Raw genomic sequence first — 15,411 nt, forward strand, 5'->3', positions numbered from 1 at the left:
GATCGTCGGGCCGGGCCCGATCGGAAGGAGAGGTGCGTCGTGTCCGAAAGGGCCGCACCTTACTACTGCCCCTACTGCGGCGACGAGGACCTCGTGCCCGAGGAGGGGGCCGCCGTCAAGGGCGAGGGCTACCCCTGGGCCTGCCTGTCCTGCGCCCGGGTGTTCCGGGTCAAGTACGTGGGCCTGCGATCGGCGTCGTTCTCCTCGGACGGCGCCGCGTCCAGACCGATGGAAGGGAACGTATGAGCACCACCATCACCCGCCCCGGAGGTCCCGAGTCGGCCGAGCGCGCGGCCCGGGAGCTGGAGGAGGCCACGGCCCGGGAGATCGTCCTCTGGGCCGCGGAGACCTTCGGCGACCGGCTGTGCATGACCTCCTCGATGGCCGACGCCCTCATGGTCGACATCGTCTCCAAGGCGGTCCCGGGGATCGACGTGATCTTCCTGGACACCGGATACCACTTTCCCGAGACCATCGGTACCCGCGACGCCGTCGCGTCCATCTACGACATCAACCTCGTCAACGTGGAGCCGGTGCGAACGGTGGCCGAGCAGGACCTGGCCCTGGGCCCGAGGCTGCACAACCGCGACCCCGGCATCTGCTGCCACCTGCGCAAGGTGGAGCCGCTGCGCAAGGCGCTGGAACCCTACTCGGCCTGGTTGACCGGGCTGCGCAGGCAGGACGCGGCGACACGACGCGATACCCCGGTCGTGCAGTGGGACCGGCGGCGCCGGATGACCAAGGTCAATCCGATCGCCCGGTGGACCCAGGAGGAGGTGGACGCCTACATGAGCGAACACGGTGTGCTGGTGAACCCGCTCCAGTACGACGGCTACCCCTCCATCGGCTGTGAGCCGTGCACCCGGCGGGTCGCGCCCGGCGAGGATCCGCGCAGCGGCCGCTGGGCCGGGACGGGCAAGACCGAATGCGGGATCCACGTATGAGCGCCCGGGGCGAGAGCACGGTCTCCTCGGTGCCGCTGTTGGCGGTGGCGCACGGCAGCCGCGATCCGAGGTCGGCCGCGGCGGTCGAGGCGCTCTTCTCCCGGGTGCGCGCCCTGCGTCCCGGGACGGAGGTGCGTCTGGCCTACCTGGACCATGTCGAGCCCGGTGTCGAGGAGGCCCTGGAGGGGCTCGCCTCGGAGGGCGCGGGCGAGGTCGTGGTCCTGCCGGCCCTGCTGACGGCGGCCTTCCACAGCAAGGTGGACCTGCCCCGGGCCATGGCAGGGGTCCGGGAACGGAGTCCGTGGCTGCGCGTCCACTACGCCGACACGCTGGGACCTCATCCGCTGTTGCCGGAGGCGGTGGAGCGCCGGTTGGCCGAGGCCGGGGCGTCCGCCGATCCTGGGACGGCGCTGGTCCTGGCCTCGGCGGGTTCGAGCGATCCGGAGGCCGACGCCGTGGTGGCGGAACTGGGCCGCCTGCTCGCCGAACGGGGGCCGTGGCGCGAGGTGCGGGCGGCCTACGCCTCCGCCTCCTCCCCCACTCCGGACGAGGCGGTCGCGGCCCTGCTGGCGGACGGCGCCGAGCGGGTGGCGGTCTCCACCTACCTTTTGGCCCCGGGGTACTTCGCCGACCGAGTGCGCGAACGTTCGGTGGCGTCGGGGGCCTCCGTGGTCTCCGAGGCCCTGGGCGACGCTCCGGAGCTCGCCGAGGTGGTGTGGGAGAGGTACGACGCCATGGTCACCTCTCCGTACGGCGTGACCTGAACCCTCTTCGGGGACGTCCCTCGGCGGGACGTCGGACGGGCGGCTCTTCCCCGGCCGCCCGTTCGGCGTCTCCGGAGCCCGAGCGCAGGGCGGTGACCGAGGCGATCAGCAGGACCCCGGCGGAGAAGAGCAGGGCTCCGGGAGCCCCCACCGCTCCGGCGACCCCCGCCGCCGCGGCGGGGATGGCCACCTGGCCCAACCGGTTGCCCCAGACCCGCAGCGCCAGGACGGCCCCACGAGAGCCCTCCGGGGCCAGGGTGGCGACCTCGGCCATCGTCAGGGGCTGCCCCAGGCCCAGAAGGAACCCGCCCAGGACCAGCACCACCGCCAGGACCGCGAAGCCTCCCGTGGGCAGGGCGACCAGGGCCAGGGCGACGGCGGCGACGAAGGTGCTGGTCACGATGAGCGTCCCACGCGACCAGCGGCGCAACAGCGCTTGCAGGATCAGGCGGGAGAGCAGGGAGGAGCCCGCGCGCAGGCTCAGCAGGACGCCGACCAGCATCGGGGAGATGCCCCGACTCTCCGCGATGAGCGGCAGGAAGGCGGTGAGGATGTCGACCGCCGACAGCAGGGCCAGGCTGGTGAGCAGCGCGGAGGGCATGCCGCGCTGTCGCAGCAGGTCGCGGGTGGGCACCGGCGGGGTGTCTCGCCGGTCCGCGGCGCGCCGTGACGGTCTCAGCCGCGCGAGCGGCAGCAACGGGAGGACGCCCAGCGCGGCGGTGACCCCGGCCACGGCCAGAGCGACGGAGGTGGCCGAGAGCAGGGCCGCGCCGGAGGTGTCTCCGAGGACGGCGCCCGAGATGAGGGGACCGACGAGTTGGCCCAGGGAGGCGGCCGCGGTGAACCAGCCGAAGTCGCGGTCCAGGTGGCCGGGGCGCGAGTATCGGGCGATGAGGCCCTGTCCGGCCACCATGCACAGCAGGTGGCCGACGCCGACGATCGTGCTCGCCAGGGCGATCCCGAACAGTCCGCCGGAGAGCGCCAGGGACAGCCCGCCCAACGCGAGGACGGCCGCGCCCAGGCCGACGATCCAGGCGATGCGCGCCGAGCGGTCGATGGAACGCCCCAAGGGGACCGCGATGAGCAGGGGCAGGAGCGCGTAGGCCGCCGTGACCAGGCCGACCTCGACGGCGTCGCCGCCCACCGCGATGGTCCGATAGGAGATGAGGGGTCGGGCGAGGTTGAGTGCGGTGTGGGTGAGCACGACGCTGCCCAGGAGGGACCACAGCCACCAGGAGCGTTCGGGAGGTTCCGCGTCCGTCATGGTCTCCTCTTCCCGCTCCGATCCCCACGCCGGTCGTCCCGTCACCGGATGTCATGGACCGGGACGCCACGGCCAGGGCATCGTATCGAGGACACGAGGTGCGAAACCGGGCGGGGTCGGCGCCCCCGGCGGCCGCGTGGAAGGGCGGTCGAACGCCATGTCGTCGACGTTCGAGCGAGGCGGGCACCGCCCTTCCGGTGATTCACCACTCGCGGGGCGCGATGAGCTCCTCGGGATCGGCGTCGTGGAACCCGTGTGCGGTGGCCACCCGCCGGAAGGACTCGCCGATCTCGTCCCTGGCCACGGTCTCGATCTCGCTGCCGGCCGCTCCGAACTCCTCCTCCAGGTCGTTGAACTCCTCGGTGGCCGCGTGGGTGAGGACGTACAGCGCGTCGAGGTCGGCGGGGCGTTCGGCCTCGATCCGCGCGCTCAGGCGCAGCAGGATCGCCTTGCCGCGGTCCACGAGGTGGTCCGGGAAGTAGGGGTCCCGGTACATCCCGACGAGCAGGGAGTCCGGGTCCGGTCCCGTGGGGGCGGTGGTGTCGCTGTTCATATGTGTCTCCTCGTGGTGCGAAGGGTGCGAGGGGATTCTTCGGGACGCCTACGACACTTCCGTCACCGAGGCCTCGATAGGTTCGACGAACGGACATCGACCGGACGGAAGGGGCACGATGGGCGAGGGGATGCGGGACCTACTGCGGGGGCTGAAGGTGTTCGCGGGGCCGTTGGGATCCTTCGATCCCGACTCGGCGCCGGAGGATCCGCTGGAGTTGTTCCGGGAATGGTTCGCCGACGCGGTGGCGACCGAGGTGGACGAGCCCCACGCGATGACGGTGGCCACCGTCGACGCGGACGGGGTCCCCTCGGCGCGGGTCCTCATCCTGAAGGACCTCACCGACGAGGGCTGGTGGTTCGCCACCACCACGACCTCGGCCAAGGGGCGCGACCTCGCGGACGACCCGAACGTGGCCCTGTTGTTCTTCTGGGGTCCGCGAGGACGCCAGGTGCGGGTGACGGGTCGGGCCGAACTCGCCGAGGCCGAGGCCCGGGCGGCCGACTTCCGGAACCGGCCGTTGGAGGGCAGGGTGGCCGGTCTGCACGGACGGCAGAGCGAACCCCTCGACGAACTGTCGGAGATCCACCGGACGGCCGAACGCAGCCGTGAGAGGTTGAGGGCCGACCCCGCCCTGGCGCCCGACGACTGGGGGCTGTACCTGGTGCGTCCGACGCGGGTGGAGTTCTGGCAGGCCGATCCGGACCGTCGGCACACCCGCCTGCGGTACGAGCGGGCGGGGTCGGGTTGGCGGCGCGGGCTGCTCTGGCCGTGAGCCGGCGAGGCGTCTCCCCCACATGACCGAACCTGATTCGGGTTCACGGGCGGCGGACGGATAGGATGCCCGTCACCCGTCCGCCGCCCGACCCAGGAACGGAGCCGGTATGCCCGCCACTCACGAGGTCTTCAACCAGGCCGCCCCGCTCGGCGACTACGACGCGGCCGAGGATCCGGCCCTGCTGGAGGGGCTGCGGCGCGAGGGCGCCGGTTGGGCCGAACCGGACGTGCGCCGCGTCGGCGTCGCCGCCGGATCCGAGCGGGTCCGTGCCTGGGGCGAGGCCGCCAACACCTACACGCCGGTGCTGCGCACGCACGACCGCTACGGCAACCGTGTGGACGAGGTCGACTACCAGCCCGCCTACCACGTGCTCATGGACCAGGCCGTGGAGAACGGTCTGCACGCCGCGCCCTGGGCCGAGGAACGGGAGGGCGCGCACGTGGCCCGGGCGGCGAAGTTCTTCCTGTGGTCGCAGCCCGAGAGCGGGCACGGGTGCCCCATCTCGATGACCTACGCCGCGGTCCCGGCGCTGCGTCACGCCCCGGAGCTGGCCGAACGGTACGAGCCGCTGCTCACCTCCCGCACCTACGACTTCGGGCTGCGTCCCCCGGCGGGCAAGAGCGGTCTCATCGCCGGCATGTCCATGACGGAGAAGCAGGGCGGCTCGGACGTACGCGCCAACACCACGCGCGCGGTGCCCACCTCCGAGGGGCACCACCTGCTCACCGGGCACAAGTGGTTCACCTCCGCGCCCATGAGCGACCTGTTCCTCACCCTGGCGCGGACCCCCGAGGGGCCCACGTGCTTCCTCGTGCCCCGGGTCCTGGAGGACGGTACCCGCAACGCGCTGTTCGTGCAGCGGCTCAAGGACAAGCTCGGCAACCGGTCCAACGCCTCCGCCGAGCTGGAGTACGAGAACGCGGTCGCGTACATGGTGGGCGAGCCGGGGCGCGGGGTGCCCACCATCATCGAGATGGTCAACAGCACCCGGCTGGACTGCGTGATCGGTTCGGCCTCGGGGATGCGCGCCGCCGTGGTGCACGCGCTGAACCACGCCCGCACGCGCGGCGCCTTCGGGGCGCCTCTGGTGGAGCAGCCGTTGATGCGCAACGTGCTCGCCGACCTGGCACTGGAGTCGGAGGCCGCCACCGCCTTGATGACGCGTCTGGCGGGCGCGGTGGACCGCTCCGTGCACGGTGACGAGCGCGAGACCGCCTTCCGTCGCCTGGGGGTGGCCGTGGGCAAGTTCTGGGTGACCAAGCGCCAGCCCGCCCACGCGGCCGAGGCCCTGGAGTGTCTGGGCGGCAACGGCTACGTGGAGGAGTCCGGGATGCCGCGACTGTTCCGCGACTCGCCGCTCAACTCCATCTGGGAGGGATCGGGGAACGTGGCCGCGCTGGACGTGCTGCGCGCGATGTCCCGCTCCCCCGAGGCGGTGGAGGCCTTCCTCTCCGAGCTGGGCGAGGCCGAGGGGGTCGACCGGCGCTACGACGACGCGTTGAAGCGGCTGAGGCGGACCCTGGGCGACACGGAGGAGATGGCCTTCCGGGCGCGTTCGGTGGTGGAGCTGATGGCGCTGGCCCTACAGGCGTCGGTCCTGCTGCGCCACGCGCCGTCCCCGGTGGCCGAGGCGTTCACCCGCAGCCGGTTGGACGGGGAGTGGGGGCACGTGTTCGGCACCCTGCCCCGAGGTGTGGACACCGAGGCGATCCTGGAGCGGGCCAGGCCGCGTTCCTGATCGAATCGCACCGAGCGGAAAAGGCGATTTCCTTTTTCTCTTAGGAAATCGTCCATCATTCACATATAGGACACAACACCCGGAACGGTCGTCGAAGAAGATCATCGGCCCAGTTCGGCATACTTCCGTGCTCAAGGCGGAAGGAAGATGTCGCAACTGAAAACGCCCATCCAGGGCCCCGACACTCAAGAGACTGACGACGCCTATGGTGGAAGTCTGGCCTGGTAGCCCCTATCCGCTCGGTGCTACCTACGACGGTTCCGGGACCAATTTCTCCCTCTTCTCCGAAGCGGCCGAACAGGTGGACCTCTGCCTGTTCGACGACGAGGGGACGGAGACCCGAATATCCCTGACCGAATACGACGGTTTCGTATGGCACGGTTACCTGCCCGGCGTGGGGCCGGGCCAACAATACGGATACCGCGTACACGGGCCCTACGCGCCCGAGCACGGACTGCGCTGCAACCCGAACAAGCTGCTCACCGACCCCTACGCCAAGGCGCTCAACGGCGAGCTCACCTGGCACGAATCTCTGTTCAGCTACCACTTCACGGATCCGACCCGTAAGAACACCGCCGACAGCGCCCCCTACGTGCCCAAATGTGTGGTGGTGAGCCCGTTCTTCGACTGGGGGAACGAGTCGCGCCCGAGCACCCCCTACCACCGGACGGTGATCTACGAGACCCACGTCCGCGGTCTGACCATGCGCCACCCGGGCATCCCCGAACACCAGAGGGGGACCTACTCCGGGCTGGCCCACCCGGTGATGATCGACTACCTCACCTCGCTGGGGGTGACCGCGGTCGAGCTCATGCCCGTCCACCACTTCGTTCCCGAGCACGCCATGGTGGCGCGCGGGCTGACCAACTACTGGGGGTACAACACCCTGGCCTTCCTGGCCCCGCACAGCGGCTACGCGGCGCTCGGTTCCCGAGGGCAACAGGTCCAGGAGTTCAAGGCGATGGTGAAGTCGCTGCACGAGGCGGGCATCGAGGTGCTGCTCGACGTGGTCTACAACCACACCGCCGAGGGCGACCACATGGGGCCGACCCTGTCCTGGCGCGGTATCGACAACCTGGGCTACTACCGGGTCTCCGACGAGGACCAGCGCTACTACCTCGACTACACCGGCTGCGGCAACAGTCTGAACGTGCGGCACCCGCACTCGCTCCAGCTCATCATGGACTCCCTGAGGTACTGGGTCCTGGAGATGCACGTGGACGGGTTCCGTTTCGACCTGGCCTCGGCGCTGGCCCGAGAGTTCCACGACGTGGACCGGCTGAGCACGTTCTTCGACATCGTCCAGCAGGATCCGGTGATCTCCCAGGTCAAGCTGATCGCCGAACCCTGGGACGTGGGGCCGGGCGGCTACCAGGTCGGCAACTTCCCGCCGTTGTGGACGGAGTGGAACGGCAAGTACCGCGACACCGTGCGCGACTTCTGGCGCGGCGAGCCGGTCAAGGGCGAGCTGGCCTCCCGGTTGGCCGGCTCCAGCGACCTGTATCAGGACGACGGGCGTCGCCCCGTGGCCTCGATCAACTTCATCACCTGCCACGACGGCTTCACCCTGGCCGACCTGGTCTCCTACGACCACAAGCACAACGAGGCCAACGGCGAGGAGAACCGGGACGGGACCGACGACAACCGGTCCTGGAACCACGGGGTGGAGGGACCCACCGACGACCCGGCCATCCTCACCCTGCGCCGTAGACAGGTGCGCAACCACCTGGCCACCCTGTACCTGTCCCAGGGCGTGGTGATGCTCTCGCACGGCGACGAGATCGGACGTACGCAGAAGGGCAACAACAACGCCTACTGCCAGGACAACGAGATCGCCTGGATCGACTGGGAGGGCGCGGGCCTGGCCGGGGAGTACCCGGAGAACGACCTCCTGGACTACGTGCGCGGGCTGGCCCGACTGCGCAGCGAACATCCGGTGTTCCGACGCCGCCGCTTCTTCCGGGGCAGCCCGATCGAGAGCGGGAGGGCCGGCTCGGACGGGCTCCCCGACATCTCTTGGCTGCGCCCGGACGGGTCGACCATGGAGGGGCCCGACTGGAACGATCCGGAACGGGCCCTGGGCGTGTTCCTCAACGGGGACGCCATCACCGAACCCGACACACGCGGCCGCCCCATCCGGGACGACTCGTTCGTACTGCTGCTCAACAACGGTCCCGAGCCGGTGGAGTTCAAACTGCCGGGGACCGCGTACGGCATGAGCTGGGAGACGATCCTGGACACCGCCGATCCGGACGTGGTGGGACGTCCGCCGATCCCCGCCGGTGGCCCGGTCCGGGTGATCGACCGGGCCCTGATCCTGCTGCGTCGGGCCGCGCACCGCAGGGCCTGACCGTCCTCGCCCCTCCGGTGCGCCCCGTGCGCCCCGGAGGGGAGGGCCTCCCCGTTAGCCTGGGTGACCATGTCGAGCACACACGACGCGGGGGGCGCCTCGAGCCCCGCGAGCCTTCGCGAACTCCTGCCCGTCCCCGGCCGGGTCGACGTCGATCCGGCCGAGGCCTACGCCTATCCGCCGGTCTCGGACCGGCCCTGGGTCCGCGCCAACATGGTCGCCAGCGCCGACGGTGGTGCCATCGGACCGTCGGGGCGCAGCCGCGACCTGTCCTCGGCCCCCGACCGTCGGATCATGGGCGTCCTGCGCGGTCTGTGCGACGTCGTGGTGGTGGGCGCCGCGACCGCCCGGCAGGAGGGCTACCGTCCGGTCCGCCCCCGCGAGGTGTGGGAGCGGCTCCGGGCCGGGCGTCCGGCGACCCCGAGGATCGCGGTGGTCACCCGTTCGCTCGAACTGGACGACGCCCTGTTGGAGACCGCCCCCGAGGACGCGCGCACCATCGTGTTCACCGTCGCCGACGCCCCGATCGAACGGTTGGAACGCGTCTCTGCGCACGCCGACGTCGTGATCGTCGACGACGTGTCCGTACGCCCCGCCCACATCGTTCGGGCGTTGGCCGAGCGGGGTCTGTACCGGGTGCTGACGGAAGGGGGCCCGCACCTGCTCGGGGAGTTCGTCGCGGCGGGTTTGTTGGACGAACTGTGTCTGACGACGAGCCCGCGTCTTCTGGGTGTGGGTTCGCCCCGGATCGTGGCGGCCCCTCCGCCGGCGGCCGGGGAGGCCGGACACCTTTCGCAGGAGAACGTCCCTCTGCGTTTGGCGCACCTTCTGGAGAACGAGGGGAATCTGTTCGCCCGTTACGTCAGGGAATGATGTATTCCCCTGAGAACACCTCCATCACCACTCCGTTCCGGTCGTCCCACAATGACGCATGAACCCTCCCGCAATCGGACATACCCGTGGTGTGCCGTCCACCCGAGAGCTGTTACTGGGCGCGCCGCATCGACGGGGCTCACCGGTGTGGTCCCCCTGGGCGAGAGGATGAACGTGGTGTCGACGTCCGAAAACGGATCAGCCCCGGTCTACAGGGAGATAGCCGAGGAAATTCGAGGACGGATCCGCTCCGGACAATACGCCGACGGCGACCGTCTTCCGGGGGAGAACGCCCTCATGGAGCGGTACGGGATCGCGCGGGCGACCGCTCGACAGGCGCTCTCGGTGCTCACCAACGAGGGGCTGGCCGTGGCCGTGCGCGGTTCCGGCATCTACGTGCGCCTGTTCCGTCCTCTGAGAAGGCACGGCGCCCGTCGCCTGTCCAAGGAGAACTGGGGGTCGGGACGGGCGATCTGGATGACCGACAGCGACACCCGCGGCTACGAGGTGGAGGGGTTGATCGTCGACGAGGTGGTACCCGAGGATCACGTGCTGCGCGCCCTGGACCTGCCCGGGGCCAGCAGGGTGATCCGACGCTCTCGGCGCTATCTCGTCGACGGCCGTCCCGTACAGAGCGCCGTGTCCCACCTTCCGCGGGCCCTGTGGGAGGGCGACGAGGACTCCGAGTCCGCGCGACGGGTACGCGCCCACGACAGCGGCCCCGGCGGGATCTACGCCCGGCTGGCCGAGGCGGGGCACGCGCCGGCCCGCTTCACCGAGGAGATCCGGGTCCGTATGCCCACCCCCGAGGAGGCCCGCGATCTGACCCTGTTCCCGGGGACGCCCGTGTTGGAGATGGCCCGGACCGCCCTGACCGACGACCACCGGCCGGTGGAGTTCAACGAGATCGTCATGGACGGTTCGGCGTACGTGCTCCAGTACGACTTCGACGCCTGACCCCGCTCCCCCTCGCGCGAAGGAGGGGCTCCCCTCTCGGGAGGCCCCTCCACCGCGCTCGTATCGTCTTTCCGTTCCTCGGTGCCGTCGTTCGTACGTCCTGCCCTATCGGCGGCCCCGCCGCTTGGAGGCGAAGACCAGGTAGGCCAGCGGCAGGAGGACGACTCCCACCGCCACGGCCCCCGCCGCGGCGAACAGCGTGGCACCGGACGAGGTCATCGCCCAGTGCGCCATTCCGAACCCCAGGAGGACCGCCACCGCCACCGCGGCGATGGAGATGCCACCGAACAACCAGAGGAGACCTCGGTCGCTCCAGGGTTCGGGTCTGACGTGGTCGACCCCGGCCAGTGTGCTGCGGGCGCTGAGCTCGGCGGCCCAGCGCAACTCCCGCCCCACGGCGGCGGTCCCCCCGGTGACCGCGCGCGCCCGATTCCGGACGCCCACCGTCGCCTGGTCCAACCACCACAGCCCGTAGCGGACCCTTCCCACACGCAGTGGTCGCCTGTTCACTCCGAGTGCCTGTTGAGCCGTAACAGCCATGTCACCTGCCCCGTGTGCTTCGGCCACTGTCCCCTGTGCGAAGCCCGTACCCGCATGAATCACCAGCGAACGTCACCAAAGGTGAAGTTAGGCGTATGTAGCCGCTAAGGATGATTTACCTTGGTCTGAACTGGTTGACCCTTTTCACACCAATTGACAGCGGGTCGGCATCCGGACCCGATTCCGGGTAGCGTCTTCTCCATGGCTGACGCATCGGACCGGGCCCCGCACGAGAACGGCGGGGGACCCGAGGACCTGCCCAGGACCGACGAGCAGTGGCGGGAGCGCCTCGACCCGATGGAGTACGCGGTACTCCGTCAGGCCGCCACCGAACGTCCCTGGACCGGTGAGTACGTCGACACCAAGACCACCGGTGTCTATCGCTGCCGAGGGTGCGGGGCCGAACTGTTCCGCTCGAACGAGAAGTTCGACTCCCACTGCGGGTGGCCCAGCTTCTTCGACCCGGCCGACACCGACGCCGTGACCCTGCACGAGGACATCTCACTCGGCATGATCCGCACCGAAGTGCGATGCGCCACCTGCGACTCCCATCTGGGACACGTCTTTCGCGGTGAGGGGTACGACACCCCCACGGACGAGCGCTACTGCATCAACTCCGTAGCGCTCACCCTCGAACCCACGGAGTAGGCTTACCATCCTGGTTCGGCGGGTATCCCCGTGGCCACGGCCGCGATACGCGGGATACCCGGGACCTCCCCGGCTCCCCCGCCCCGAGTGATCGGGGATAATCTCACCAGCGCACCGACGTTCGGCCCTCGTCGACCGGAGGGCGCGCGGAGAGAGCGCCCCACCGGAGAGAGACCCACGCGCCGGCGGACCCGCCCCGGCAGGGCCCACCCCTCACAGCGAAGACCGATGTGCGGGCGACCAGACCGACCCGCGACGAAAGTGCCCGATGACCGACGACTCACCTTCCTCCTCCGCATCCCCCCGCCCGGCGGCGCGTCCGCGTCTGGGCATGGCCCAGGGGTCGGCCCCCTGGTTGATCCCGGCTCTCGGCGCCGCGGGAGCGGCCGCCATCGCCGCCCGGGGCTCCCGTACCCGCGCGCTGATCGCCGCCCCGGTGATCGGCCTCGCCGCGGGGATGACCTGGTTCTTCCGCGACCCGAACCGCGGCCCGGCGACCGGCCGGGTCCTGTCCGCGGCCGACGGTGTCGTCCAGAGCGTCGACCACCGGTCCGACGGGCGCACGCGGATCGCGGTCTTCATGAACCCACTCAACGTGCACGTCAACCGTGCCCCCCTCGCCGGAGTCGTGACCGGCGTCGAGCACCGCCCCGGGGGTTTCCGGCCCGCCTTCGACAAGGACAGCGAGCGTAATGAGCGCGTCATCTGGACCCTTGAAACCGAGATCGGTGAGATCACGGTCGTTCAAATCGCCGGCGCGATGGTCAGGCGTATCGTCCCGTATCTCGCTGCGGGGCAGAAGGTCGAGCAAGGCGAGAGGATCGGGCTCATCCGGTTCGGGTCACGCGTCGACGTCTACCTTCCGTCCGGTGTCGCCCCGGCGGTGGAGATCGGCCAGAAGGTCCGCGCCGGGGAAACCCGCCTTGACGCCGACTGACACCGCTCGCGCGCCCGAACCCGCCGAGGTGTCCGAGGAGGCCCCCCGGCTCCGCCTGGGGATCGCCGACTACCTCACCCTGGGCAACGCCCTGTGCGGCTTCCTGGCCGTGTGCGCGCTGGCCGCCGCGCAGAGCGCGCACCTGGCGGCCGGGGCGTCCGGCCCCCTGCCCAAGACCGCCATGGCCACGGCCGTGGGTCTGATGATGATCGCCGCCTCGCTCGACGTGCTCGACGGACGGGTCGCCCGCAAGTTGGGCGGCAGCGGCATGGGCGCGGAGTTGGACAACCTCGCCGACGTGATCAGCTTCGGTGTCGCCCCGGCGTTCTTCTTCGTCGTGTGGGGCACCATCTCCGGCGGTACCTGGACGCTGCCGGTGGCGGCGGCCGGCGCGATCCTGCTCGCGGTGATCGTGCGGCTGGCCCGGTTCTCCTGTCAGGCTCCGGGTGCCGACTACTTCACCGGACTGCCGTGCCCCTTCGGGGCGATGGCCGTGGTGACGATCGTGCTGCTCGACCCGCCGCTCCTGGTCGGCGTGGCCGCGGTGCTGCTCGTGGCCTGGCTGATGGTCAGCCGGATGGAGTACCCCAAGCCCAAGGGGCGCAAGGCCTACGTGGTGCTGGGCATGCTCGGCACCGGTGTGGTCCTCATGGTCGCCTGGGGTCTGGGGCTGCCGGCCGGAGACGCGCTCATCTACCTCATGAGCGCCCTGGTGCTGCTGTTCATCGTCACGATCCCGTTCTACGTGATCGCCACCCGTCGGGAGGCGTCCCGGGTCGAGTGACCGCCCCACGGACCCGAACGGCCCCCGCGCTCGATGAGCGCGGGGGCCGTCGTCGTACCCGGTGGTGGCCTACGGCAGAGAGTCGACCAGCTCGGCCACGCTCTTACGCCGACCGGTGTAGAACGGCACCTCCTCGCGCGTGTGCAGACGCGCCTTGGCACCGCGCAGGTGACGCATCAGGTCCACGATGCGGTGCAGCTCGTCCGCCTCGAAGGCGAGCAGCCACTCGTAGTCGTTGAGCCCGAACGAGGAGACCGTGTTGGCCCGCACGTCCGGATACGGGATCGCCATACGGCCGTGCTCGGCGAGCATGGCGCGACGCTCGTCGTCGGGCAGCAGGTACCACTCGTAGGAGCGCACGAAGGGGTACACGCAGATGTTCTCGCGGGGCTCCTCGCCGGCCAGGAAGGCCGGCACGTGGCCGCGGTTGAACTCGGCGGGCCGGTGCAGACCCACGACCGACCACACGGGGGTGGCGGCGCGACCGATGAGGGTGCGACGGAAGTCGGAGTAGATGGACTGCACCTGCTCCGGGGTCCGACCCACCCACCAGAACATGATGTCGGCGTCGGCGCGGAAGCCCTGGACGTCGTAGGCGCCGCGCGTGACGACGCCCTGCTCGGCGGCCTTGTCCAGGAGGGCCTGGAGCTCCTCGGCCGCGGCGGCGCGGTCCACGCCCTCCAGGGAGTCGATCTTGAAGACCGACCACATGGTGTAGCGGATGAGTTCGTTGAGGTCGGTGCCGTCCTGGGCGACCGCCTCGTTCTGCTGGCCCGTCACGGGTTGTCTCCTTGCTGGTTCGTTCCCTCGGCGCCCGAGGCGTCGAGACCGGTGTTGCTGTGGTCGATGAGCGTGTCGGCCAACCGCGCGGCCTCGCGGCCCGCGTCGGCGACACAGGCGGGGATGCCCACCCCTCCGTAGGCGGCGCCGCAGACGCCGAGCCCGTCGTGGCGCTCCACGGCCGTCCGCACGCGTTCCACCCGTCCCGCGTGTCCGACCCCGTACTGGGGCAGTCCGTCGGTCCAACGGGTGACGCGGGTCTGCACGGGAGCGCCGTTCAGGCCGGTGACCACGGCCAGGTCGGCCAAGGCCGCCGCGGCCAGTTCCTCGTCGGAACGGCGCAGGACGGTCGTGTCCCCGAAACGTCCGATGGAGCAGCGCAGGACGACCAGGTCGGCACCGGGGTCGACCCTATCCAGCTCTCGGGCGAGCCAGGGCCACTTGTTGCTGGAGAAGGTCGCGGCCTTGATGGTGAGCCCCTCCCCCGCCGGCACCAGGAAGCCGGTTCCGGTGAGGGGCGCGGGGAAGGCCGAGGCGGGCAGGGCGAAGGTCACCAGGGCCATGCTCGCGTACTCGACCCCGCGGAGGTCTCGGGCGGCGGCGGGCTCGGTGTCGGCGAGCAGGCGCGCGGCCTCCGGGGCCGGGCAGGCCAACAGGACGCCGTCGCACTCGATCCGCCTCTCGGCGCCCTCCAGTCGAACGCTCCAGCCCCGGGAGGTCCGTTCCAGGGCCCGCGCCCGAGTCCCGGTCCGCAGGTCCTTCTGGCGCTCGACCAGGGCGTCCACGAGTGTGGCGACGCCGCCGCGCAGGGAGGCGAACACCGGACCGGCCTTGGTGGGGGCGGCGCCCCGCCCCTTGAGACTGGTGTGCACGGCCCGCATGAGGGAGCGATCGCTCCGCGCCATGGGGGCGATCTGGGGCAGGGCCGAGTCGAGGGAGAGTTCGTCGGCTCGGCCGGCGTAGACACCGCCCAACAGGGGCTCGACGAGTCGGTCCACGACCTGCCGGCCCATCCGGATCCCCACGTAGGAGGCCACCGGCACGTCCGAGCGCACCGGGGTACCGGGCCAGACCAGGTCCAGGGCGGCGCGCAGGGTGCCCGCGGGCGAGAGCACCCCGCTCCGGGCCAGGGCCCTCAGATCGCCGGGCACGCCCATGAGCTGCCCCTTGGGCAGGGAGCGGATCCGGCCCCGGCTGTAGATGGCGGCCGAGCCGGGTCCGGGGTGCACGACCCTGTCGTCCAGACCGAGTTCGGAGAACAGGTCCACGGCCTCGGGCCTGCGGGCGAGCACCGCCTCGGCCCCGGCGTCGACCGGCACCCCGGCCACCGGCGAGGCGCGCAGCTTGCCCCCCGGAACGTCGGCGGCCTCCAGCACGGTGGTGGTGATCCCCCGGGCGTTGAGACGGTGTGCGGCGGTGAGTCCGGAGACCCCGCCCCCGACCACGACGACATGCGGTGCTTCAGGCATGTCACCAGCTTCCCAGATGTCGGCGGTCACAG

16 protein-coding genes are annotated in these 15,411 nt (G+C 70.8%); 11 read left to right on the top strand and 5 right to left on the bottom strand.

Annotated features, from left to right (window positions below; all coding sequences use genetic code 11):
- The first annotated feature begins 39 nt into the window (after positions 1-39).
- Genes U9J66_RS18260 through U9J66_RS18270 form a run of 3 tightly spaced genes read left to right on the top strand, consistent with a single transcriptional unit; the run spans position 40 to position 1,708 of the window.
- On the top strand, positions 40-246 hold the full coding sequence (locus U9J66_RS18260; RefSeq protein WP_026125204.1) for a hypothetical protein: 207 nt from the start codon (positions 40-42) through the stop codon (positions 244-246).
- Entirely contained in the window at positions 243-944 is a 702-nt protein-coding gene (locus U9J66_RS18265; protein WP_017535691.1) for a phosphoadenylyl-sulfate reductase, read from the top strand. The genes U9J66_RS18260 and U9J66_RS18265 overlap by 4 nt, the downstream gene beginning before the upstream one ends.
- Positions 926-1,708: a sirohydrochlorin chelatase gene (locus U9J66_RS18270; RefSeq protein WP_326338246.1), complete on the top strand. Its 783-nt coding sequence runs from the start codon at positions 926-928 to the stop codon at positions 1,706-1,708. The genes U9J66_RS18265 and U9J66_RS18270 overlap by 19 nt, the downstream gene beginning before the upstream one ends.
- Here the strand turns inward: U9J66_RS18270 and U9J66_RS18275 are convergent.
- The gene (locus U9J66_RS18275) at positions 1,683-2,972 is read right to left on the bottom strand and encodes an MFS transporter (RefSeq protein WP_202421401.1); all 1,290 of its coding nucleotides are present in this window, start codon (positions 2,970-2,972) and stop codon (positions 1,683-1,685) included. The two genes, U9J66_RS18270 and U9J66_RS18275, sit on opposite strands and share 26 nt — an antisense overlap.
- A gap of 202 nt (positions 2,973-3,174) precedes the next feature.
- Entirely contained in the window at positions 3,175-3,525 is a 351-nt protein-coding gene (locus U9J66_RS18280; protein WP_017535688.1) for a DUF5713 family protein, read from the bottom strand.
- Positions 3,526-3,643: 118 nt separating this feature from the next.
- Between U9J66_RS18280 and U9J66_RS18285 the strand changes: the two genes are divergently transcribed.
- The 5 genes from U9J66_RS18285 (at position 3,644) to U9J66_RS18305 (ending at position 10,221) form a co-directional block, all read left to right on the top strand.
- Positions 3,644-4,300, top strand: a complete 657-nt coding sequence (locus tag U9J66_RS18285) for a pyridoxine/pyridoxamine 5'-phosphate oxidase (RefSeq protein ID WP_326338247.1) — start codon at positions 3,644-3,646, stop codon at positions 4,298-4,300.
- A 109-nt stretch (positions 4,301-4,409) separates the two neighbouring features.
- Positions 4,410-6,041 (top strand): acyl-CoA dehydrogenase family protein, encoded by a 1,632-nt coding sequence (locus U9J66_RS18290; RefSeq protein ID WP_326338248.1) that lies wholly within the window; start codon positions 4,410-4,412, stop codon positions 6,039-6,041.
- Positions 6,042-6,246: 205 nt separating this feature from the next.
- Positions 6,247-8,391: a glycogen debranching protein GlgX gene (gene glgX / locus U9J66_RS18295; RefSeq protein WP_017535685.1), complete on the top strand. Its 2,145-nt coding sequence runs from the start codon at positions 6,247-6,249 to the stop codon at positions 8,389-8,391.
- Between the two features lie 69 nt (positions 8,392-8,460).
- Entirely contained in the window at positions 8,461-9,264 is an 804-nt protein-coding gene (locus tag U9J66_RS18300; protein WP_017535684.1) for a dihydrofolate reductase family protein, read from the top strand.
- 168 nt (positions 9,265-9,432) lie between these two features.
- The gene (locus U9J66_RS18305) at positions 9,433-10,221 is read left to right on the top strand and encodes a GntR family transcriptional regulator (RefSeq protein WP_161110063.1); all 789 of its coding nucleotides are present in this window, start codon (positions 9,433-9,435) and stop codon (positions 10,219-10,221) included.
- Positions 10,222-10,326: 105 nt separating this feature from the next.
- Here U9J66_RS18305 and U9J66_RS18310 read toward each other — a convergent pair whose 3' ends face one another.
- The gene (locus tag U9J66_RS18310) at positions 10,327-10,710 is read right to left on the bottom strand and encodes a hypothetical protein (RefSeq protein ID WP_017535682.1); all 384 of its coding nucleotides are present in this window, start codon (positions 10,708-10,710) and stop codon (positions 10,327-10,329) included.
- Positions 10,711-10,962: 252 nt separating this feature from the next.
- Here U9J66_RS18310 and msrB point away from each other — a divergent pair, with 252 nt between their 5' ends.
- The 3 genes from msrB to pssA all read left to right on the top strand — a co-directional run bounded on the left by msrB (position 10,963) and on the right by pssA (position 13,130).
- Positions 10,963-11,409, top strand: a complete 447-nt coding sequence (msrB, locus tag U9J66_RS18315; RefSeq protein ID WP_014910176.1) for a peptide-methionine (R)-S-oxide reductase MsrB — start codon at positions 10,963-10,965, stop codon at positions 11,407-11,409.
- A gap of 268 nt (positions 11,410-11,677) precedes the next feature.
- Positions 11,678-12,346: a phosphatidylserine decarboxylase gene (locus U9J66_RS18320; RefSeq protein ID WP_017535681.1), complete on the top strand. Its 669-nt coding sequence runs from the start codon at positions 11,678-11,680 to the stop codon at positions 12,344-12,346.
- Complete coding sequence (pssA, locus tag U9J66_RS18325) at positions 12,333-13,130, top strand: CDP-diacylglycerol--serine O-phosphatidyltransferase (RefSeq protein ID WP_014910258.1); 798 nt, start codon at positions 12,333-12,335, stop codon at positions 13,128-13,130. The genes U9J66_RS18320 and pssA overlap by 14 nt, the downstream gene beginning before the upstream one ends.
- A gap of 69 nt (positions 13,131-13,199) precedes the next feature.
- Here the strand turns inward: pssA and hemQ are convergent, their stop codons facing one another.
- Positions 13,200-13,910 carry a hydrogen peroxide-dependent heme synthase gene (gene hemQ, locus U9J66_RS18330; RefSeq protein ID WP_014911538.1) on the bottom strand — a complete coding sequence of 237 codons (711 nt, stop codon included), beginning with the start codon at positions 13,908-13,910 and terminating at the stop codon, positions 13,200-13,202.
- Entirely contained in the window at positions 13,907-15,379 is a 1,473-nt protein-coding gene (gene hemG, locus U9J66_RS18335; RefSeq protein ID WP_202421403.1) for a protoporphyrinogen oxidase, read from the bottom strand. Before hemG ends, hemQ begins: the two co-directional genes overlap by 4 nt.
- Between the last annotated feature and the right edge of the window lie 32 nt (positions 15,380-15,411).

Source organism: Nocardiopsis sp. LDBS1602, from assembly GCF_035818715.1.
Lineage (GTDB): Bacteria > Actinomycetota > Actinomycetes > Streptosporangiales > Streptosporangiaceae > Nocardiopsis > Nocardiopsis alba.